The following is a 16,798-nucleotide window of genomic DNA, read 5'->3' as shown; positions in this document are numbered from 1 at the left end:
ATGGACATGCAGGAAGAAATCGAAGGTCTGGCAATCCTGATCCGCGATCTGCGCAAGCATAAGAACCTCACCTTGGGTGAGTTGGCCGCGCGCATTGATCGTTCGGTGGGGTTTCTCTCCCAGGTCGAGCGTGGCCTATCGCGGCCCACCGTGGCCGACCTTACCGCCATCAGCGAAACCCTGGGCGTGCCGACCACTTACTTCTACAGCCTGAGCAAGCCGCGTGAAGTGCCGTGGGTCACCCGCCCCGGTGAGCGCCGCACCCTGTATTACGCCGGCGGCATTACCGATGTATTGGCCTCGCCGACCATGGCCGGCGGCTTCTCGATGCTCGAAAGCCACCTGCATCCCGGCGCCACCAGCGGTGAAGGCCACCTGAATGACAGCTCCGAGCAAGGCGGCTTCGTCCTCGAAGGCGAACTGACGCTTTGGTACGGCGAAAACGCCGAGCCAGTCACCCTGGGCCCGAATGACAGCTTCCAACTGCCGCCGCATGCGCAGTTCCGTTACGCCAACCTCTCCGACCAACCAACGCGAGTCCTCTGGGTCTTCACCTGAAATTCGGCCAAAACCTACTGCGCTCGGCCATGCTGCGTTGAAAGCAGGCTCGGACTGCTCATTTACTACTTGTAAACTCCGCGCCCTCGCCTGCTTTCGCCTTGCCTGACCTTCGCTCGTGACGGTTTTGATCCGAATTTTCTTAGTATCTATGAGAGCAAGAGCAAAACATGAACACAGCATTTCCCGACCTAATAAGTGAAGTTCGCGCGTTCCGCGCCGCGCACCCTGAGGTGCGTTACGTCGACCTGATCAGCCTGGACATTCCTGGGCATTTCTACGGCAAGCGCTACCCCATCGACATGCTGGAAAAAGTTGCCGCTGGCGGCCCGCTGAAAATCCCGCAGAACTGTGTGCTGCTGGGTGTACAGGGTGGCCTGTACCCGATTGGTGATTACTGCTTCAACGACGGTGACCCCGACGCACCGCGCCGCCTGATCCCCGGCACGCTGAAACCGGTGCGCTGGGAAAGTCAGCCGCTGGGACAGATGCTGATCAGCTCGGACGGCACCGCAGCACCGATCGAATTCGAACCGCGCGAAGTCCTCGCCCGTGTGCTCAAGCGCCTGGCCGCGCGAGGCATTCGCCCGGTGGTGGCCTTCGAACTGGAGTTCTACCTGTTCGACCGCAAGTTGCAAGACGGCCTACCGCAGTTCCCCCGCGACCCGCTGTGCGGCGACGAAGACGACCAGCCGAATATGCACATTGAGCGCCTGTCACGCTTCGCCGACGTGCTGCACGAGATTGTCGATGCCGCCAATGAGCAGGGTGTCGACGCCAACGTGATCACCGCCGAACTCGGTCCGGGCCAGTTCGAGATCAACTTCGGCCACTGTGACGACGGCTTGCGCGCCGCCGACTGGGCCGCCCTGTTCTGCCGCAGCACCCGTGGTGTGGCGCTCAAACACGGCCAGCGCGCCAGCTTTATGAGCAAGCCCTACCTGCACGCACCGGGCAGCGGCATGCACGTGCACGTCAGCCTGTATGACGACGCCGGCAACAACCTGCTGGCCGCCGACGAGCAGCGGCCGATGCGCCATGCCGTGGCCGGCTGCCTGGAACTGCTACCGCATTGCATGCCGATCTTCGCCGCCAACCACAACGCCTTCCGCCGTTACGGCGCCATGGTCAACGCCGCCAGCCGCGCCAGCTGGGGCTTTGAAGACCGTGATGCGTGCATCCGCATTCCCGAATCGGATGGCAAGAACCTGCGCATCGAACACCGCCTGGCCGGCGCCGATGCCAACCCGTATCTGGTACTGGCCGCCATCCTGGTCGGTATGGAACATGGCCTGGATGCCGCCAAGGAACCGATTGCACCGCTCAACGACGACCGCAGCAGCGGCATCGACTTCCCCCAGGACATGCTCGGTGCCGTCAGTGCCATGCGCGACCATCCCGTGGTCAACCAAGGCCTGGGCAGCGAATTTGTCATGGTCTACTGCGAGAACAAACGCCAGGATCACCTGGCCTTTATGCAAGAAGTCAGTGCGCGGGAGTACCGCTGGTTTATGTGAGCCATACATATGCAAATTCGTAAGGTGGGTTAGCGACGCCATGCTCCACGCACCCAGGCGCAGTGGCTCTAGGTGCGTCGCGTAACCCACCCTACGGGGCGGATTTTTGTGAACCGTCATGCTTCAACGCAGCAGAAAAACCGCCAACCCGGCCAAGGCCGACACCAGCAGCACTTCCATCACCCCACGCTTAAAGCGCAACAAGGCTAGCGCCGCCGCAGCTGCGATTAGCGCCGACGGCCAATCGAAGGTGCCTGCATAGCCCTGCGGCCAAAGCACGTGGTAGGCAAAAAACAGCGCCAGATTGAGGATCACCCCGACCACGGCGGCGGTAATCGCGGTCAGCGGCGCGGTGAATTTCAGCTCGCCATGGGTCGATTCCACCAGCGGCCCGCCGGCGAGGATGAACAGAAACGACGGCAGGAAGGTGAACCAGGTAACCAGCGCCGCCGCCACTGCGCCGCTGACAAACCCCGAATCACCGCCGAACACCGGCTGCAGGTACGCGCCGACAAACGCGACAAAGGCCACCACCATAATCAGCGGCCCCGGCGTACTTTCGCCCAACGCCAAGCCATCAATCATTTGGGTCGGCGTCAGCCAGCCGTAGTAGCCGATCGCCCCCTGATAGACGTAAGGCAGCACCGCATAAGCGCCGCCAAAGGTCAGCAGCGCCGCCTTGGTAAAGAACCAGGCCATCTGCGTCAGGGTGCCATCCCAGCCATACAGCGCTGTCAGCAAGCCCATCGGCAGCAGCCAGAGCAATGCCCCGACCAACAGCAACAGCGCCAGGCGTGAAGCGCGAAAGCGCGTGTGCGCGGCGGGCGGGCTGTCGTCGTCAATCAACGCCGGGCCATAAGACGTCTCCTGCGCCGCATGCCCACCGCCCAAGCTGAACTGTTCGGGCAAAAACCTGCCACCGAGGTAGCCGAGCAGCGCGGCGCTCAAGACGATCAGCGGGAATGGCAGGTTGAAGGCGAAAATCGCCACAAAGGACGCCCCGGCAATGCCCCACAGCCAATTGTTCTGCAGCGCCCGTGAGCCGATGCGCCAGGCGGCCTGCATGACAATCGCGGTGACCGCCGGTTTAATCCCATAGAAGATCCCCGCCACCAACGGCACATCGCCAAAAGCGATATACAGCCAGGACAGGCCGATCAGGATAAACAGCGACGGCAACACAAACAGCACCCCGGCCAGCACCCCGCCCCAGGTGCGGTGCAACAACCAGCCGATATAGGTTGCCAGCTGCTGCGCCTCCGGCCCCGGTAGTAACATGCAGTAGTTCAGGGCGTGCAAAAAACGCCGCTCGGACAGCCAGCGGCGCTTCTCCACCAGTTCCTGGTGCATGATCGCGATCTGCCCAGCCGGCCCGCCGAAGCTGATCAGACCGAGCTTCAGCCAGAACCAAAAGGCCTCGCGCAGGCTGACGACTGGCGGCCTAGTGTGTGCAGATGACTCGGGCATGGGACAACTCACGGCAATAAACGCGGTCGCACTATAGCGCGCCTGGGTGACAATTTAACTCGGCCGCACGCAAGCCCAGGCGCGGATTTCCGTATACTTGGCAACGCTGCGCCCTCCCTTAACCTGCCCGTGAAGCCCTCTGTGAACATTCGCCATTCGCTCGTAAACCTGCTGCTGATTTGCAGCTGCGTTGTAGTTGCCTCGAATACCCAGGCCGCCGCCCCCAAGCAACAGGAACTGGCCGCCGGCAGCGCCCTGCTGGTCGACCTGCAAACCAATCAGGTGCTCTACGAGCGCAACGCCGACAGTGTGGTACCAATCGCCTCGGTGACCAAGCTGATGACCGCCATGGTCACCCTCGACGCCAAGCTACCGCTGGATCAGCAGCTGCCGATCATGATCCGTGACACCCAGGAAATGCGTGGGGTGTTCTCCCGCGTGCGCATAGGCAGCGAGCTGAGCCGCCGCGACATGTTGCTGCTGGCCCTGATGGCCTCGGAAAACCGTGCGGCGTCGAGCCTGGCGCACCACTATCCAGGCGGCCACGGCGCCTTTGTTGCGGCGATGAATGCCAAGGCCAAAGCCCTGGGCATGACTCATTCACGCTTCGTCGAGCCCACCGGGCTGTCCGAGCACAACGTCTCCAGCGCCCGCGATCTGGTGCTAATGCTCAAGGCCGCGAACCAATACCCGCTGATTCGCCAATTCACCACCACTTCGGAAAAGACCCAGGCGTTCCGCAAGCCCAACTACACCCTGGGCTTTCGTAACACCAACAACCTGGTGCGCAAGCCCGGCTGGAGCGTGCAGCTGAGCAAGACCGGCTACACCGGTGAAGCCGGCCGTTGCCTGGTGATGAATACCGTGATGGATAAGCGGCCCGTGGCGTTCGTGGTGCTGGACGCCTTCGGCAAATACACCCACATGGCCGACGCCAATCGCCTCAAGCGCTGGTTGGAAACCGGCATCGTCACCGCCGTGCCACCCGCCGCCATCAGCTACCGCCAGCAGAAATTAGCGCAGCGTAAGGCCCAGGCCGCGCAGTAAGCCATCAGGCAAAGGAGGCCCGGAACCGTTCCGGGCTTCGCCAGGTGCAGGCAGGTGAAACGGCGTACTAGCCGTTATTAACACCCGGCAGAGGCTGCCGCATGCCAAACACCATAAACCGCACCAACTCACTGAGCGGCAGCGCCTTGCTGATCAGGTAACCCTGCACCTGATCGCAGCCGTATTGACGCAGCAACGCCAGCTGCTCGGCGTCCTCGACGCCCTCACCGACCACCTGCAAGTTGAGGTTGTGCGCCAGATTGATCATCGCCCGCACCAGCTGACGATTCTCGGCGCGCTCACCCATGCCGCCGACAAAGCTCTTGTCGATTTTCAGCAAGGTAATCGGCAGGCTGTTCAGGTGCACAAAAGAGGAGAAACCGGTGCCAAAGTCGTCCAGCGAGAAACGTACGCCCAGACGTCCCAGCGCCAGCATGGTCTGCTGCACCTGATCACTGCGGCGCATCACCGCGGTTTCGGTCAGCTCAAACTCCAGCCACTGCGCATCCACTCCACGCTCCTCAATCAAGCGACTGAGGGTCGGCAGTAACTGGCTGTCCTGAAACTGGCGGAACGATAGGTTGATCGCCATGTGCAGCGGCGGCACCCCACGCCCGCGCAGCCATTGCATGTCACGCAAGGCGCGGGAGATCACCCAATAGCCCAACGGCACGATCAGCCCGCTTTCCTCTGCCAACGGGATGAACTCATTGGGGGCCAGCAGGCCGTGCTCGCTGTGCTGCCAGCGCACCAGCGCCTCTAGGCCGACGATACGCCCGGTCTGCAGGCACAGGCGCGGCTGGTAATGCAGCACCAGCTCATCGCGGCGCAGGGCACGACGCAGCTCGCTTTCCTGGTCGGCCTGATTGCGTGCGCTGCGGTTGATCCGCTCGTCATAGCGGTAGAAGCTGCACCCCTGCTGACTTTTGGCCTGCTGCATGGCGATGTGTGCATGCCACATCAGCGTGTCGGCACTGTTGCCGGGTCGCGAATGCGCCAGGCCCAGGCTGCACCCGACCAGTAGGCTTTCGCCGTTGATCCAGTAGGGTTCGCCGAGGGCTTCACTAAGTTTTGCCGCCAGCCGTTCAGCGCGCTGCGGATCGCGCCGGCTGTCGAGTAACAGGGCAAATTCATCGCTGCCGAGGCGCGCCAGCTGATCGCCGTCTTGCAGCTGCGCCTTGATCCGCGCCACCACCTGCAGGATCAAGCTGTCACCGCCCTGGTAGCCAAGGGCATCGTTGGCGTGACGGAAGTTGTCCAGGTCGAGATGGCCGAGGGTCAGCCCACGCCCTGCGTATTCAGCCAAACGCGCGGCCAGCAGATTGAGAAACCCCTGGCGGTTGGCAATCCCGGTCAACGTGTCCTGCTCGCCCAGACGCCGCAGGCTGTCATGCAGTTTGCCGCGCTCGCCGGCATAACGCAGGCAGCGGCGCAGCACCTCGACACTCAGCTGATCACGCACCAGCCAGTCGCTCACCCCTTCAGGCACAGCGTTGGGCTCGCTATCCAGCAGCAGGATAATCGGCAGGGAACAGCGCCCCGGGGCCGGCAGATACTGGGCGGTGGTCAGCAGCAGGGCGTTACTGGTTTTATCGAACAGCGTGCTGGCGGCTTCCCAGGACGGCGCCGTTATCAGCGCATAACCACTGCCCAAGGCACTCAGGCGCTCGCGCAGCAACTGCGCCCAGGCGGGCGTCTCCGCCAACAGGAGCAAGCGTAATGGTTCGATAAACGCAGACAAACAACTCCCCCCACAGCACAAATAAAGAGCATTGATAGCGCTCGCATGCGTCGTAATCGACGTCTAACTCACGCACATCCATGTGTCTACGGCGAGCCCTGCAGCGAGGCGAGGGGCCAGAAGTGGCACCAGAGTACTGGATTACACAAATTAGCCAAGCCTGGCGCTTAGCCATTACGTGCACTGCAACACAGTTCCAGATGGTCACGGCAGAAAGCCTCAGGCCTGTTAAAATGCGCGCCCATTTCGCCTGACGATTGATTCCATGTCCCGACTGAACCCCCGGCAGCAGGAAGCCGTGAACTATGTCGGCGGCCCTCTTTTGGTGCTCGCCGGCGCAGGCTCCGGCAAGACCAGCGTAATTACCCGCAAGATTGCCCACCTGGTGCAGAACTGCGGCATCCAGGCGCGGCATATCGTCGCCATGACCTTTACCAACAAGGCCGCGCGCGAGATGAAGGAGCGCGTCGGAAGCCTGCTCAAGGGGCCAGAAGCGCGCGGCCTGACGGTGTCGACCTTCCACAACCTGGGCATGAACATCATCCGCAAGGAATACGCCGCGCTGGGCTACAAACCAGGCTTCTCGATCTTCGATGAGGGCGATATCAAGGCGCTGCTGTCGGACATCATGCAGAAGGAATATGCCGGCGACGACGGCATCGATGAGATCAAGAACTACATCGGCAGCTGGAAGAACGATCTGGTGCTGCCCGAGCAAGCCCTTGCCGAGTCACGCAACCCCAAAGAGCAGACCGCAGCGATCGTCTACCTGCATTACCAGCGCACGCTGAAAGCGTATAACGCGGTGGACTTCGACGACCTGATCCTGATGCCGGTGAAGCTGTTCCAGGAGCGCCCGGACATTCTGGAGAAGTGGCAGAACCGCATCCGCTACCTGCTGGTCGATGAATACCAGGACACCAACGCCAGCCAGTACCTGCTGGTGAAGCTGCTGGTGGGCATGCGCAATCAGTTCACCGTGGTTGGCGACGATGACCAGTCGATCTACGCCTGGCGCGGCGCACGCCCGGAAAACCTGATGCTGCTGAAAGAGGATTACCCGTCGCTGAAGGTGGTGATGCTCGAGCAGAACTACCGTTCCACCAGCCGCATTTTGAAGTGCGCCAACATCCTTATCGCCAACAACCCGCACGCCTTCGAAAAACAGCTGTGGAGCGAAATGGGCATGGGCGACGAGATTCGCGTGATCCGCTGCCGCAACGAGGACGCCGAATGCGAGCGGGTGGCCCTGGAAATTCTCACCGAGCATTTGCGCACTGACCGCCCCTACAGCGACTACGCCATCCTCTATCGCGGCAACTACCAGGCCAAGCTGATGGAGCTGAAATTGCAGCACCATCAAATTCCTTATCGCCTGAGTGGCGGCACCAGCTTCTTTGCCCGCCAGGAGGTGAAGGACCTGATGAGTTACTTCCGCCTGCTGGTCAACCCGGATGACGACAACGCCTTCCTGCGGGTGATCAACGTGCCGCGCCGCGAGATCGGCTCGAGCACCCTGGAGAAGCTCGGCAACTACGCCACCGAACGCAAGATCAGCATGTACGCCGCCACCGGCGAAATCGGCCTGGGCGAGACACTGGATGCGCGCTTTACCGAGCGCCTGGCGCGCTTTACCCGCTGGATGGATCGGGTACGCCAGGAGTGCGCGCAGAATGACCCGATCGCCGCAATCCGCAGCATGGTCATGGACATCGACTACGAGAACTGGCTGCGACAGAACGCCTCCAACGACAAGGTCGCCGATGCGCGCATGGGCAACGTCTGGTTCCTCGTTGAAGCGCTGAAGAACACCCTGGAGCGCGATGAAGACGGCGACATGACCATCGAGGACGCCATCGGCAAGCTGGTACTGCGCGACATGCTCGAACGTCAGCAAGAGGAAGAGGACGGCGCCGAGGGCGTGCAGATGATGACCCTGCATGCCTCCAAGGGCCTGGAGTATCCCTCGGTGTATATCCTCGGGGTTGAGGAAGAAATCCTCCCGCACCGCTCCAGCATCGAGGCCGATACGGTTGAAGAGGAGCGCCGCCTGGCCTATGTCGGCATCACCCGCGCCAAACGCAACCTGACCATGACCTTTGCCGCCAAGCGCAAACAGTATGGCGAGATCATCGACTGCTCGCCGAGCCGCTTTCTCGACGAGCTGCCGCCCGAGGACCTGATCTGGGAAGGCCAGGAAGACGCCCCGGCCGAAGTCAAGGCGGCCACCGGTAACTCGGCACTGGCCAATATGCGCGCCATGCTGAAAAAATAACCTGCCGCTAGCAACGACGCAGGCAGCGAGTGTTTCGCCGCCATTTGCATCCGCGCTACGCTGCATCACTTCACCCCGGCGCAGGCCGGGCACCAGAAACAACGAGGGTAACCGCGTGGAAGCGCTGAAACAGAAGATTCGCGATGAAGGCACCGTGCTCTCGGAGCACGTACTCAAGGTCGATGCCTTTCTCAATCACCAGATTGATCCGGCACTGATGCAGCAGATCGGTCATGAGTTTGCCCAGCGCTTCGCCGGCCAAGGCATCACCAAGATTGTCACCATTGAAGCCTCAGGCATTGCCCCCGCGGTGATGGCGGGCCTGGAACTGGGCGTGCCGGTGATCTTCGCCCGCAAGTACCAATCCCTCACGCTCACCGAAAACCTGTATATCTCCAAGGTGTTTTCCTTCACCAAGCAGACCGAAAGCACCCTGGCCATCTCGTCCAAGCACCTCAACGCCGAAGATCACGTGCTGCTGATCGACGACTTCCTCGCTAACGGCCATGCTGCCCACGCCCTGATCGACCTGATCGGTCAGGCGGGCGCGAGCATCGCGGGCATTGGTGTGGTGATCGAAAAGTCTTTCCAGCGCGGCCGCGCCGAGCTGGATGAGCAGGGCTACCGGGTCGAGTCGCTGGCACGCATCGCCTCGCTGAAAGATGGCCTGGTCAGCTTTATCGACTGAACCCCTAGACTGACTGCCCGGAGCATGTTTCACCGGGCACAAAAAAGCCGCCTGAACAGGCGGCTTTTTTACAGCAGAGTCAGGCGACTTACAGGCCGGACATCTTTTGGATAGCTGCACGCAGCTCATCGTCCGAGCAATCCGCGCAGGTGCCTTTCGGCGGCATGGCGTTGATCCCGGAAATGGCCTTGGCCAGGATGCCGTCGAGGCCGCCCTGGTGGTCAGCGCGCTCTTTCCAGGCTGCAGTGTCGCCAATCTTCGGCGCACCCAGAATACCCGGGGTATGGCAGGCGCCACAGTGCTTGGCGATGATGTCATCGGCCGTACGCGCAGCACCGCCAGCGGCAACAGCGACAGCACCGACACCCTTGCACTCTTCGCCCATCACACAGACTTGGCCAACCGGCTTCAGGCGCTCGGCAATGGCATCGTCGGTCGTGGCCTGAGCAGTCACTGCCCACAGGGCCAATACGGTAGCCGGTGCTACCAGGATCTTTTTAATCAGGTTCACGGTACACCCTCTTCGTGGCTAGTCACGCTCGCGGCCACGGTTTCGCGAGCTGGGCGCAGTATAACGGCAAGCCGCTAACGCTGAAACAGCCCAGATTGCCGCAGGGTTATTTAAAAGTTGGCCGGTGTAGTCGCACTGATCAGCCGCGCAGGCTGCTCGAACGGATTACGGAAACGATGCGGCTTGCTGCTTTCGAAGTAATAACTGTCGCCCGGCTCAAGGATAAATACCTCACTGCCAACGGTCAGTTCTAATTTGCCGGAGACCAGCATGCCCGCCTCTTCACCTTCATGGGCGTACATCTCGTCACCCGTATCAGAACCCACTGGGTAGGTTTCATCGAGGAAGGAAATGGCCCTGCTCGGGTGCGCCTTACCCACCAGCTTCATGGTGATGGCACCGCTGCAGATGTCGGTAAGCTCGGCGGCCCGATAGACCACCTGGGCCTGGCTATCCTGCTCGGCATCGAGGGAGAAGAATTCCACCAGCGACATGGGAATGCCCGCCAACACCTTTTTCAACGAGCTGATCGAAGGGCTTACGCTGTTCTTCTCGATCATCGAAATGGTGCTGTTGGTGACGCCTGCCCGTTTCGCGAGTTCGCGCTGGGAAAGGCCTTTGAGTTTGCGAATGGATTGCAGTCGAACACCGACGTCCAATGCTGGAGTCCCCCTCGGGAAGATACGGAAATGTGACCGTATCATCGCATAGCGTTCGGAATTTACAACACTTGCGTTCAAACTCGTCTACAGCGCCGCGCGTTAGGGCCTATTCAAAGGCTTGCGAGCTAGAGCCATGCAAGGCGCTACGTTAGTAACAGCCTCCGGCTGGTCAAAACAGGCGAGGACGCGGAGTTTACGGGTTGTAAATGAGCAGTCCGAGCCTGTTTTTAACGCAGCAGGGCCGACGCGCAGCAGCCTTTAAACAGGTTCTCAGCCACCGAGATAAAGCAGCGGCGCCCGGCGCAGGTTACAGAACAGCTGGTAGGGGATGCTGCCCGCCTGGGTTGCCACATCGCTGGCCAGCACCTGCTTGCCCCACAGTTCGACCCGACTGCCCAGGCCGGTTTGCGGCAAATCGGTGAGATCGACCGTGAGCATGTCCATCGACACCCGGCCGATCAGCCGGGTTAGCTGACCGTCGACCGCCACCGGCGTCCCCGTAGGCGCATGTCGCGGGTAGCCATCGGCGTAACCCATGGCAACCACACCAACCCGGGTCGGCCGCTCACTGATAAACCGCGCGCCATAGCCCACCGGCTCGCCAGCTGGCAGTTCACGTACGCTGATGACCTTCGACTCCAGGGTCATCACCGGCTGCAAGCGCGCGGCCACAGGCTGAGCCTGCTCAAACGGGGTGGCGCCGTAGAGCATGATGCCGGGACGCACCCAGTCACTCGGCACGTTCGGCCAACCCAACAACGCGGGAGAATTACGCAGGCTGACCTCGGCCACAATGCCTTCGCGTGCCTGCTGGAACACTGCAAGCTGCTCGTCGCTGCGCGGGCAATCGAGCTCATCGGCGCGGGCGAAGTGGCTCATCAGTACGACCTTGGCCACCTTGCCGCTGGCCAGCAAGCGCTGATACGCCGCCTGGTATTCAGCCGGGTGCAGGCCCACCCGGTGCATGCCGCTGTCCATCTTCAGCCAGACCGTCAAGGGCGTGCTGACGTGGCTGCGCTCAATAGCTTCGAGCTGCCACCACGAATGCACCACACACCACAGCCCGTGCTGCTCGATAAACGGCAGTTCATCGGCCTCGAAAAAGCCCTCTAGCAGCAAGATCGGCCCAGCAATACCTGCCTCGCGCAGTTGCAGCGCCTCTTCGATACAGGCCACGGCAAAACCATCGGCTTGTTCCTGCAACGCCTGCGCACAGCGCACAGCGCCATGGCCATAAGCATCCGCCTTGATCACCGCCAGCGCGCGCGCGCCGCTCAACTCGCGGGCCAGTTGATAGTTATGACGCAGGGCTTGCAGATCGATCAGGGCACGAGCAGGACGCATGATGGTCTCGATTATCAGCAGTTTTCAGAGTTAAAAAGGCCACAGGCCGTTTTTAACGTTGCGCAGCAATGGCCCGCAGGGCCCATCAGCAATGGCAGGCTATAAAAAAGCCCGGCGGTACCGGGCAACAGCCTATTACGATCGTTGCGGGTCGGCTCAGAGCGCCGCCACCACGGTGATTTCTACCAACACTTCAGGCTTGTACATATTCGCCTCAACGCAGGCTCTGGCAGGCGCGGTGCCGGGGGCGACCCAGGCATCCCAGACTTGATTGAAGCCGGCGTAGTCGCGCGCCATGTCGCGCAAGAAGATGGTCACCGAGAGAATCTTTGACTTGTCGCTGCCCGCCTCGGCCAGCATGCGCTCGGTGCTGGCCAGGGTTTCGCGGGTTTGTGCCACGATGTCGCCGCTGTAATCATCGGCCAATTGCCCGGCCAGGTAGACCGTGCCGTTATGGATAACGATTTCGCTGTGACGAGTTTCAGTGAGCAGGCGCTGTACTGACATGCTTGTGAGTCTCCTTGGAACGGCTGTAACGGGAAATATCCAGGCCTTCGGCGCTGATCTGTGGACGCTTTTTCGCCATCAGATCGGCAAGCAGGCGACCGGAGCCGCAGGCCATGGTCCAGCCCAGTGTGCCGTGACCGGTGTTGAGGAATAAATTAGCAAACCGGGTGGCCCCGACTATCGGCGTGCCATCTGGCGTCGCCGGACGCAGCCCCGTCCAGAATTCAGCCTGGCTTAGATCACCCCCTTGCGGGTAGAGATCAGCGGTGATCATTTCCAGGGTTTCGCGCCGACGCGGGTTAAGGCTCAGGTCGAAACCGGCAATCTCCGCCATGCCACCCACACGGATGCGGTTGTCGAAACGGGTGATCGCTACCTTGTAGGTCTCATCGAGAATGGTCGAGGTCGGTGCCATGGCCGCATTGGTGATTGGCACGGTCAAGGAGTACCCCTTGAGCGGGTAGACCGGTGCCTTGATCCCCAACGGCTTGAGCAGTTGCGGGCTAAAGCTGCCGAGGGCCAGCACGTAGCGGTCGGCGGTTTCCAGCTTGCCGTCGATCCACACACCATTGATGCGCTCACCGGCGGCATCCAGGCGCTGGATATCCTGGCCAAAGCGGAATTCCACACCGAGCGCCTTGGCCATCTCGGCCAGCTTGCTGGTGAACATCTGGCAGTCGCCAGTCTGGTCGTTGGGTAAGCGCAGCGCCCCGGCCAGCTTCTCTTTGACGTTGGCCAGCGCCGGCTCCACACGAACGATACCGTCGCGGTCGAGCAACTCGAAGGGCACGCCAGACTGCTTGAGCACGGCGATATCTTTCGCCGCGTTATCCAATTGCGCCTGGGTGCGGAACAGCTGGGTAGTGCCCAGGCTGCGGCCTTCATAGGCAATACCGGTTTCAGCGCGCAGCTCGTCGAGGCAGTCACGGCTGTACTCGGACAGGCGCACCATGCGCTCCTTGTTCACCGCATAGCGGGCGGCGGTGCAGTTACGCAGCATCTGCGCCATCCACAGGTACTGATCGATATCGGCGGTGGCCTTGATCGCCAGCGGTGCGTGCTTCTGCAGCAACCACTTGATGGCTTTCAGCGGCACGCCTGGCGCAGCCCACGGCGAGGCATAACCAGGCGACACCTGGCCAGCGTTGGCAAAGCTGGTTTCCATGGCCGGGGCATTCTGCCGATCGACCACCACCACTTGAAAACCCTGACGCGCCAGGTAATACGCACTGACGGTACCAATCACACCGCTACCGAGAACCAGAACTCGCATGCCGCTCTCCTCATCGTGTCCGAGCACGACGGATAATTCTTAAAATCACAATAGAGCGCAGTATAGGAAGAGAAAGGCAGTGTTTTTCACTATATAAAAAGCTATATTTGGCGACAATTATTGGCAATATCGCCTTCTGCAGAGGGGTATCCACCATGCGCACCCAGCATCAAAGTCGTCGTGAACTGGACAAGATCGACCGCAACATCCTGCGCATCCTGCAGGAAGATGGGCGTATCAGCTTTACCGAATTGGGCGAGCGGGTTGGCCTGTCGACCACCCCGTGCACCGAGCGCGTACGTCGCCTGGAGCGCGAAGGCATCATCATGGGCTACCACGCGCGCCTCAACCCGCAGCAACTCAAGGCCAGCCTGCTGGTGTTTGTCGAGATCAGCCTGGACTACAAGTCTGGCGACACCTTTGAAGAATTTCGCCGCGCCGTACTCAAGCTGCCGCATGTACTGGAGTGCCACCTGGTGTCAGGCGATTTCGACTACCTGGTGAAAGCGCGGATCAACGAGATGGCCAGCTACCGCAAGCTGCTCGGCGACATCCTGCTCAAACTGCCACACGTACGCGAGTCGAAGAGTTATATCGTCATGGAGGAAGTGAAGGAGAGCCTCAGCCTGCCGATTGCCGAGTAGCACTGAGGCAGGCGCAGGTGTATCTAACGCGCTGGATACACCTGCGCGCACGCCAAGCTACACCAGCACTTGGCGCGTCGTGGCGATCAGCTTATGCACCTGTTTCGCCACCGCCGGCTCGGTCATCTGCTCCGGCCCACGGCCCTGTGGGCAGGGCAGGCTTGGCGTGGTGCCGAACAAACGGCAGATCAACGGGCGCTGGTCGTATACCGTGCAGCCCTGCGGGCCGAGGTGCACACAGTTGTACTCGGCCAGGGCAGCATCGTGCTCGGCAGCGCTTTTCACCGGCAGGCGCGACATTTCTTCGGATGAGGCCGTCACCGGGCCGCAGCAATCGTGACAGCCCGGCACACAGGCGAAACTGGGAATCTGCAAACGCAGCTGGTCGATTTTACGGCGGGTGCAACTCATGGGCAGGGTCCTGAAACAGTGGCCGGCATAGTAACCGCGCGGCAGGCAACTTCGGTGGATATGGCGCGCTTAATCGACGAAAAACCGGTTAGTTACCGATTGCCTCTTGGCGTTTGGTAAAACTCGCGCTTATGCTTCGTAAAAATTTCCAAACATAATAATCAGGATTCCACACATGAACGCCCGCGTTCACCAACCCGCTCACAGCAGCCAGCACACTCACTCCTACTACGCCGCCAGCGCCAATCGGCAACTGGCCTATCCAGCCTTGGAGGGCGAGCTGCGGGCTGATGTGTGCATTGTCGGCGGTGGCTTTTCGGGCCTGAATACGGCCATCGAACTGGCGCAGAAAGGCCTCTCGGTGGTGTTGCTGGAAGCCCATAAAATCGGCTGGGGAGCCAGCGGGCGCAACGGCGGGCAACTGATTCGCGGCGTCGGCCACGGCGTCGAACAGTTCGAATCGGTGATCGGCAGCCAAGGCGTGCGTGAACTGAAACTGATGGGCCTGGAGGCCGTGGAAATCGTCCGCCAGCGCGTCGCGCAATTCAACATCGACTGCGACCTGACTTGGGGCTACTGCGACCTGGCCAACAAACCAGCACACATGGACGACTTTGCCGAAGACAAGGCCGAGCTGGAAAGCCTCGGCTATCGCCACGAACTGCGCCTGCTGCAAGCCGAACAAATGCACCAGGTGGTCGGCTCCGACCGCTACGCCGGCGGCATGATCGATATGGGCTCTGGCCATCTGCACCCACTTAATCTGGCCCTCGGAGAAGCAGCAGCCGCTGCCAGCCTGGGCGTGCGGCTGTGCGAGCATTCGTTAGTCACCCATATCGACTACGGCAGCGAAGTGCAGGTGCATACCGCGACTGGCAAGGTGCGCGCCAAAACCCTGGTACTGGCCTGCAACGCTTACCTCAATGGCCTCAACAGCAAGCTCGGCGGCAAGGTGCTGCCCGCCGGCAGCTACGTGATTGCCACCGAGCCGCTATCCGCCGCCCAGGCGCGCAACCTGATCCCGCAGAATATGGCACTGTGCGACCAGCGCGTGACGGTCGATTACTTCCGCCTGTCCGCCGACAACCGCCTGCTATTCGGCGGTGCCTGTCACTATTCCGGTCGCGATCCAGCGCATATCGCCGGCTATATGCGGCCGAAAATGCTGCAAGTCTTCCCGCACTTGCAAGACGTGAAGATCGACTACCAGTGGGGTGGCATGATCGGCATCGGTGCCAACCGCCTGCCGCAGATCGGTCGACTCCAGGAGCACAGCAACGTGTTCTACGCCCAGGCTTACGCCGGCCACGGCGTAAACGCCACCCACCTGGCCGGCAAACTACTGGCCGAAGCCATCAGCGGCCAGCAAGGCGGCGGCTTCGAGTTATTCAACAAGGTGCCGCACATGACCTTCCCCGGCGGCAAGCACCTGCGCTCACCATTGCTGGCGCTGGGCATGCTCTGGCACCGCTTGAAAGAAGCGCTGTAACGCTCGATGCGCGGCGTCTTACCCCCGCACACGCCACTCTAGACACTAGGTTACGGTCGACCGGCGGATGTAAGGCCCAACCACCGACAAGCTATGCGCCACAGCCGAGTCTTTTTCGCCAACAGGCGCCACATAGTGAATGGCCGCCGCAGCGGCCTCATTGCCGGCCAGCTTGGTAATGATCCACGCCGCCAAGTATTGCGAGGCCATGCAACCACCGGCGGTGGCGATGTTGCCTTCGGCGAAAAACGGCTGATTCAACACCTCAACCCCCGCCTCAACCACCCACGGTTTGCTGGTTAAGTCAGTACATGCGGGCACGCCGTTCAACACCCCCAACACCGATAACAGCAAAGTGCCTGAACACTGCGCGCACACCAGTTGCCTGGCTGGGTCAAGCTTGAGCCGCTCCAGCAATCTCGCGGGTGTAGATGCCGCTGCCAATCAACACGACATCGGCCGTATTGGCAAACTCCAGGGGCTGCTGCGCCGTAATCCGCAGCCCATTCATCGAGGTTACGGAGTCCTCAGGACAGGTAATTTGCACGTTCCAGCCCTGCCCCTGCATACGCTGCAAAATACCTGCGGCGATAAATGAATCAAGTTCGTTAAAGCCTTCGAAGGTCAAAATGGCGATGTTCATGCATGACCCCTATCAGCGCTT

15 protein-coding genes and 1 pseudogene are annotated in these 16,798 nt (G+C 61.1%); 7 read left to right on the top strand and 9 right to left on the bottom strand.

Going from position 1 to position 16,798, the window contains the following annotated elements:
• Both Q0V31_RS06910 and Q0V31_RS06905 read left to right on the top strand, forming a co-directional pair.
• The gene (locus tag Q0V31_RS06910) at positions 1-558 is read left to right on the top strand and encodes an XRE family transcriptional regulator (RefSeq protein WP_298186058.1); all 558 of its coding nucleotides are present in this window, start codon (positions 1-3) and stop codon (positions 556-558) included.
• A 170-nt stretch (positions 559-728) separates the two neighbouring features.
• Positions 729-2,075, top strand: coding sequence for a glutamine synthetase family protein (locus tag Q0V31_RS06905; protein WP_298186054.1), 1,347 nt, complete (start codon positions 729-731; stop codon positions 2,073-2,075).
• A gap of 123 nt (positions 2,076-2,198) precedes the next feature.
• On the opposite strand, the gene chrA is transcribed toward Q0V31_RS06905, so the two are convergent.
• A complete protein-coding gene (gene chrA, locus Q0V31_RS06900; RefSeq protein ID WP_298186052.1) occupies positions 2,199-3,542 on the bottom strand; it encodes a chromate efflux transporter in 1,344 nt (447 codons plus the stop codon).
• A 141-nt stretch (positions 3,543-3,683) separates the two neighbouring features.
• On the opposite strand from chrA, the gene pbpG reads away from it, so the two are divergent.
• Positions 3,684-4,589 (top strand): D-alanyl-D-alanine endopeptidase, encoded by a 906-nt coding sequence (pbpG, locus tag Q0V31_RS06895; RefSeq protein ID WP_298186049.1) that lies wholly within the window; start codon positions 3,684-3,686, stop codon positions 4,587-4,589.
• A gap of 67 nt (positions 4,590-4,656) precedes the next feature.
• Here the strand turns inward: pbpG and Q0V31_RS06890 are convergent, their stop codons facing one another.
• A complete protein-coding gene (locus Q0V31_RS06890) occupies positions 4,657-6,330 on the bottom strand; it encodes a bifunctional diguanylate cyclase/phosphodiesterase (RefSeq protein ID WP_298186047.1) in 1,674 nt (557 codons plus the stop codon).
• 265 nt (positions 6,331-6,595) lie between these two features.
• Here Q0V31_RS06890 and rep point away from each other — a divergent pair, with 265 nt between their 5' ends.
• Together rep and Q0V31_RS06880 are read left to right on the top strand one after the other, a co-directional pair.
• Positions 6,596-8,605, top strand: a complete 2,010-nt coding sequence (rep, locus tag Q0V31_RS06885; RefSeq protein WP_298186044.1) for a DNA helicase Rep — start codon at positions 6,596-6,598, stop codon at positions 8,603-8,605.
• A gap of 115 nt (positions 8,606-8,720) precedes the next feature.
• The gene (locus Q0V31_RS06880; protein ID WP_298186042.1) at positions 8,721-9,293 is read left to right on the top strand and encodes a xanthine phosphoribosyltransferase; all 573 of its coding nucleotides are present in this window, start codon (positions 8,721-8,723) and stop codon (positions 9,291-9,293) included.
• Between the two features lie 88 nt (positions 9,294-9,381).
• Here Q0V31_RS06880 and Q0V31_RS06875 read toward each other — a convergent pair whose 3' ends face one another.
• The 5 genes from Q0V31_RS06875 to dadA all read right to left on the bottom strand — a co-directional run bounded on the left by Q0V31_RS06875 (position 9,382) and on the right by dadA (position 13,590).
• Positions 9,382-9,804, bottom strand: a complete 423-nt coding sequence (locus Q0V31_RS06875; protein WP_298186040.1) for a c-type cytochrome — start codon at positions 9,802-9,804, stop codon at positions 9,382-9,384.
• Between the two features lie 110 nt (positions 9,805-9,914).
• Positions 9,915-10,463, bottom strand: a complete 549-nt coding sequence (locus Q0V31_RS06870; protein WP_298186037.1) for a cupin domain-containing protein — start codon at positions 10,461-10,463, stop codon at positions 9,915-9,917.
• Positions 10,464-10,736: 273 nt separating this feature from the next.
• Positions 10,737-11,810, bottom strand: coding sequence for an alanine racemase (gene alr / locus Q0V31_RS06865; protein ID WP_298186034.1), 1,074 nt, complete (start codon positions 11,808-11,810; stop codon positions 10,737-10,739).
• A 156-nt stretch (positions 11,811-11,966) separates the two neighbouring features.
• Positions 11,967-12,317, bottom strand: coding sequence for a RidA family protein (locus tag Q0V31_RS06860; protein ID WP_298186032.1), 351 nt, complete (start codon positions 12,315-12,317; stop codon positions 11,967-11,969).
• The gene (gene dadA / locus Q0V31_RS06855; RefSeq protein WP_298186029.1) at positions 12,292-13,590 is read right to left on the bottom strand and encodes a D-amino acid dehydrogenase; all 1,299 of its coding nucleotides are present in this window, start codon (positions 13,588-13,590) and stop codon (positions 12,292-12,294) included. The genes Q0V31_RS06860 and dadA overlap by 26 nt, the downstream gene beginning before the upstream one ends.
• A gap of 155 nt (positions 13,591-13,745) precedes the next feature.
• On the opposite strand from dadA, the gene Q0V31_RS06850 reads away from it, so the two are divergent.
• The gene (locus Q0V31_RS06850) at positions 13,746-14,234 is read left to right on the top strand and encodes an Lrp/AsnC ligand binding domain-containing protein (RefSeq protein WP_090240673.1); all 489 of its coding nucleotides are present in this window, start codon (positions 13,746-13,748) and stop codon (positions 14,232-14,234) included.
• A gap of 57 nt (positions 14,235-14,291) precedes the next feature.
• Here Q0V31_RS06850 and Q0V31_RS06845 read toward each other — a convergent pair whose 3' ends face one another.
• Positions 14,292-14,645, bottom strand: a complete 354-nt coding sequence (locus Q0V31_RS06845) for a YkgJ family cysteine cluster protein (RefSeq protein ID WP_298186026.1) — start codon at positions 14,643-14,645, stop codon at positions 14,292-14,294.
• Between the two features lie 175 nt (positions 14,646-14,820).
• Here Q0V31_RS06845 and Q0V31_RS06840 point away from each other — a divergent pair, with 175 nt between their 5' ends.
• Positions 14,821-16,134 carry an FAD-binding oxidoreductase gene (locus tag Q0V31_RS06840; protein WP_298186024.1) on the top strand — a complete coding sequence of 438 codons (1,314 nt, stop codon included), beginning with the start codon at positions 14,821-14,823 and terminating at the stop codon, positions 16,132-16,134.
• A 45-nt stretch (positions 16,135-16,179) separates the two neighbouring features.
• On the opposite strand, the pseudogene Q0V31_RS06835 reads toward Q0V31_RS06840, so the two are convergent.
• Positions 16,180-16,777 (bottom strand): annotated as a pseudogene (locus Q0V31_RS06835) (DJ-1/PfpI family protein).
• Positions 16,778-16,798: the final 21 nt, after the last annotated feature.

Origin of the sequence: uncultured Pseudomonas sp. (assembly GCF_943846705.1) — a bacterium.
Classification (GTDB): Bacteria; Pseudomonadota; Gammaproteobacteria; order Pseudomonadales; family Pseudomonadaceae; genus Aquipseudomonas.
This window is presented reverse-complemented; position numbering and strand designations above follow the sequence as displayed.